This is a genomic window from Achromobacter sp. (genome assembly GCF_036567245.1).
In the GTDB taxonomy this organism is placed as follows: domain Bacteria; phylum Pseudomonadota; class Gammaproteobacteria; order Burkholderiales; family Burkholderiaceae_B; genus Achromobacter.
Map to the genome: position 1 here is coordinate 1 of NZ_DATCUY010000286.1, position 4,024 is coordinate 4,024.

The 4,024-nt window shown below is 66.7% G+C and carries 4 protein-coding genes and 2 pseudogenes; 2 read left to right on the forward strand and 4 right to left on the reverse strand.

What is annotated here, in order from left to right:
* Together VIR09_RS12720 and argS are read right to left on the reverse strand one after the other, a co-directional pair.
* Positions 1-252, reverse strand: a pseudogene (locus tag VIR09_RS12720) (SPOR domain-containing protein); the annotation flags it as partial.
* A gap of 9 nt (positions 253-261) precedes the next feature.
* Positions 262-1,944, reverse strand: a complete 1,683-nt coding sequence (gene argS, locus VIR09_RS12725; RefSeq protein WP_332013194.1) for an arginine--tRNA ligase — start codon at positions 1,942-1,944, stop codon at positions 262-264.
* A gap of 323 nt (positions 1,945-2,267) precedes the next feature.
* Here argS and VIR09_RS12730 point away from each other — a divergent pair, with 323 nt between their 5' ends.
* Both VIR09_RS12730 and VIR09_RS12735 read left to right on the forward strand, forming a co-directional pair.
* Complete coding sequence (locus tag VIR09_RS12730; RefSeq protein WP_013390893.1) at positions 2,268-2,615, forward strand: DUF1840 domain-containing protein; 348 nt, start codon at positions 2,268-2,270, stop codon at positions 2,613-2,615.
* 89 nt (positions 2,616-2,704) lie between these two features.
* Positions 2,705-3,022 (forward strand): hypothetical protein, encoded by a 318-nt coding sequence (locus tag VIR09_RS12735; RefSeq protein ID WP_332013195.1) that lies wholly within the window; start codon positions 2,705-2,707, stop codon positions 3,020-3,022.
* Between the two features lie 74 nt (positions 3,023-3,096).
* Here VIR09_RS12735 and VIR09_RS12740 read toward each other — a convergent pair whose 3' ends face one another.
* Both VIR09_RS12740 and VIR09_RS12745 read right to left on the reverse strand, forming a co-directional pair.
* Positions 3,097-3,897 (reverse strand): carbohydrate ABC transporter permease, encoded by an 801-nt coding sequence (locus tag VIR09_RS12740; RefSeq protein ID WP_013390895.1) that lies wholly within the window; start codon positions 3,895-3,897, stop codon positions 3,097-3,099.
* Positions 3,894-4,024 (reverse strand): annotated as a pseudogene (locus VIR09_RS12745) (sugar ABC transporter permease); the annotation flags it as partial. The pseudogene VIR09_RS12745 and the gene VIR09_RS12740, both read right to left, overlap by 4 nt.

Genomic DNA, 4,024 nt, shown 5'->3' on the forward strand with positions numbered 1-4,024 from the left:
GGATGGGACGCCGGCGGCGCCGTCGCGGCCGTACAGGCCGGCATTGGGGTCCGGCGCCTGGCGCGGATCCGGCAGCTTGCCGTTGTCGCCCTGGCGGCTGGCGCGGTCGACGAAGGGCACGGGCGCCTTGGTGACGTAGAAGGCGACGACGGCGGCCACGATCAGGCCGAGGAGCAAGCCGGCCAGCGCGCCGTACAGGGTGCTGCCGCTTTCGCCGGAGGAACGGCGGGTGGTTTTGCGCTTGGTTGCCATGAACCGATGTTACATCCGCTCGGGCGCCGACACGCCCATCAGCTCGAGGCCGTTGGCCAGCACCTGGCGCGTGGTCGAGGCCAGGCGCAGGCGGGCCAGCTTCAGGGCGGTGTCATCGATCAGCACGCGCTCGGCGCCGTACCAGGCGTGGAAGTCCGAGGCGCAATCGCGCAGCCAGAAGGCGATGTGGTGGGGCGACAGCTCCTGCGCCGCCAACGCCACCACGTTGGGGAATTCGGCCAGGCGCTGCATCAATGCGAATTCGGTCGGGGCGGTCAGCAGCGCGGCATCGGCCTGGGCTACGTCGGCGGCCGGCATGGCGGCATTATTGATGACCGAGCAGATGCGGGCGTGCGCGTACTGGATGTAATAGACCGGGTTCTCGTCGCTCTTGGACAGCGCCAGATCCACGTCGAACACGAATTCCGTGTCGGCGCGGCGCTGGATCAGGAAGTAGCGCACCGCGTCGCGGCCGACCCAGTCGATCAGGTCGCGCATGGTCACGTAGCTGCCGGCGCGCTTGGAGATCTTGACCTCTTCGCCGCCGCGCATGACTTTGACCATCTTGTGCAGCACGTAGGCCGGGTAGTCCTTGGGGATGCCCTCTTCCAGCGCCTGCAAGCCGGCGCGCACGCGCGCCACGGTGCCGTGGTGGTCGCTGCCCTGGATGTTCACGGCGCGATGGAAGCCCCGTTCCCATTTGGCCTTGTGGTAGGCCACGTCGGGTACGAAGTAGGTGTAGCCGCCTTCGCTCTTGCGCATGACGCGGTCTTTGTCGTCGCCCGTGCCCAGTTCGGTGGTGCGCAGCCACAGCGCGCCGCCTTCCTCGTAGGTATGGCCGCCGGCGACCAGCGCCTTGACGGTCGCCTCGACCCGGCCGGAGGTGTAGAGCGAGCTTTCCAGGTAGTAATTGTCGAACGCCAGGCCGAAGGCCTGCAGGTCCAGGTCCTGCTCGCGGCGCAGGTAGGCCACGGCGAAGACGCGGATGTCGTCCAGGTTGTCGATGTTGCCCGTGGCGGTGACGTCCACGCCATCGGAGTGGACGGTCGCGCCGGCCTGGAAATCGCGCGCGATGTCGGCGATGTAGTCGCCCTTGTAGCCGTCGGCGGGCCAGTCGGGCGATTCGGTCGTCAGGCCGCGGGCGCGGGCCTGCACGCTGATGGCCAGGTTGTGGATCTGGTTGCCGGCGTCGTTGTAATAGAACTCGCGGGTGACGTCCCAGCCGATGGCGTCGTACAGGCGGCAGAGGGCGTCGCCCAGCGCGGCCTGGCGGGCATGGCCCACGTGCAGCGGGCCGGTGGGGTTGGCCGACACGAATTCGACCAGAATCTTCTCGCCGCTGCGGGGCGAGCGGCCGAAGGCGGCGCCCTGCTCGGCCACGGCGGCGATGACGGCCTGGCGTGCGGCGGCGGTGATGCGCAGGTTGATGAAGCCGGGGCCGGCGATTTCGGCGGCTTCGACCAGGGTGGTGGCGCCGGGCTGCGCCATCAGGGCATCGACGATGGCCTGGGCCAGTTCGCGCGGGTTGCGGCGGGCCGGCTTGGCCAGTTGCATGGCCACGTTGGTGGCGACGTCGCCGTGGGCGGCGACCTTGGGGCGCTCGAGCAGCACATTTGCCACGGCGTCGGGCAGGCTTTGCGCGACGGCGGCCTGGATCAGGGAGATAAGCTGTTTTTGTTGCTCGAGGAGCATGGGCGTCTGGAGAAGTTCTGAGTTAGTGACGGCCGCGCCCGCGCAGGCCGGGCCTGTCGGGCGGAGCGGACAGAGGGCGGCGTAGCCGGGCGAACCGCGCGCGCCGCATTCATGGCCGCGTCAGGTCCCGCTGTCACGGGAATCTCCTGAATCATAGCTTGATTTGGTCATTGGACCGGCCTGCGCCCGGGGCGGGAACGCAGAGCCGGAGGGTCCGGGGGGGACGGATGGCGTCCGGCCATTGGACCTGCTTCCCCGGGCCAGTTGGCAGCCCCCGGGTGTTGCGGTAGTGTATGTAAGTAATCAATGTGGGAGACTGGAATATGCTGATCACCTTTCATTCCAAGGTCGTGGCCGAGGTTCTGATGCTGACCGACCATGCGGGCGCGCTGTTGCAGGCGGCCGGCAAGTCCTTCGGAGACAAGATCCCGGAGCGTGGCGTTTTCACCGTGGAACAGCTGGGGCCCGCCATCAGCGGCATCGAGCGCGCCATCGACGACTATCAGAGTTCCCATGACAAAAGCGACGAAGAAGACGACGACAAGGCGCCCGCATCGCCCATGGCCCGCATGGTGGGCCTGAAGGAACGCGCCTTCCCCCTGCTGGACATGATGCGCCAATCCCTGGCGGCAAACGCTGAAGTCACCTGGGAGGTGTCGCGCGGCTGGTAGGCCGGCAAGCCCAATGTCGCCGGGCAGACAATCTGCCCGGCGATTTTTGCCTACGCTTCTCGCCTGACGCCACCTTAAGGAATCACAACATGCGCAGCGATATCACCGTTGTTTTTGACTCCCGCCGTTCGGTGGACCTATCGGCCAACGTCGAGCCCTCGCCGCAGCGCCAGGGCGACGCGCGCGACTGGTTCGACAGCGCCTGGGAAACGCTGGGCTGCGAGCCGCTGCGTCCCAGCGGCAAGGTCCTGCTGCTGGACAAGGTACTGGGCGTGGCTGACGCGCTGGGTTATGACACCTTGTCCTCCGACGAAAAGGAGGCCCGCGAATTCGCGGAGCACCTGGCGCTGGCGCTGGAGCGCCCGCGTATCACTGTCGATCTGCCTGGGCTGACGGTCGGCTATTGAGGACGCCGCGGTTTGAAAGCAAAAAACTGCCCCGAGGGGCAGTTTTTGTTTGGGCCGGCCTGGCGCGGAGGCGCCTAGCGGATGCCCGCGCGCATGAACGACTGTACGAACTGGCGCTGGAACAGCAGGAAGGCAATCAACAGCGGCGCGGCCGACATCAGCGTGGCGGCGGTGATGACCGACCAGTCGATGCCCTGGTCGGTCGACGAGAACACCTGCAAGCCCACCGTCAGCGGCCGCGATTCGACCGAGTTGGTGATGATCAGCGGCCACAGGAAGTTGTTCCAGTGGTGGCTGACCGATACCAGCCCGTAGGCCACGTAGATCGGCTTGGCCAGCGGCACATATACCTTCCACAGCACCTGCAGCGCGTTGGCGCCCTCCATGCGGGCGGCCTCTTCCAGTTCGCGCGGCACCGTCTTGAAGGTCTGGCGCAGGAGGAAAATGCCGAAGGCCGATGCGAAGTAAGGCAGGCCGATGGCGAACACCGTGTCGCGAATGCCCAGCTGGCTCATGGAGCGGTAGTTCTCCACCAGCAGCACGTCCGGCATGATCATCAGCTGCAGCAGCACCAGCATGAAGACGAAATCGCGGCCGCGGAACTCGAAGCGCGCGAAGGCGTAGCCGGCCAGCGTCGACAGCACCAGTTGCGCCGCCAGCACCATGGTGACCAGCAGGAAGGTGTTGAGGAAGTAGCGCGGGAACGGCGCGGCATTCCAGGCGCGCACGAAGTTGTCCAGCGTCAGCGGCGCGAACAGGTCGAAGCGGGTCGCGTAAGCGGGCGGATGGAACGCGGCCCACATGGCATAGGCCAGGGGCAGGATCCACAGCAGGCCGAGCGCCCAGGCGCCCAGGGTATCGAGCTTGTCTTTCATTGATAGTGCGTCCTGCGGTCCAGCCAGCGGAACTTGATCAGCGCGGTCAGCGCCAGCACCACCAGCAACACGACGGTCAGCGTGGCGGCGTAAGCCGTGTCCCAGAAACTGAAACCCACCTGGTAGA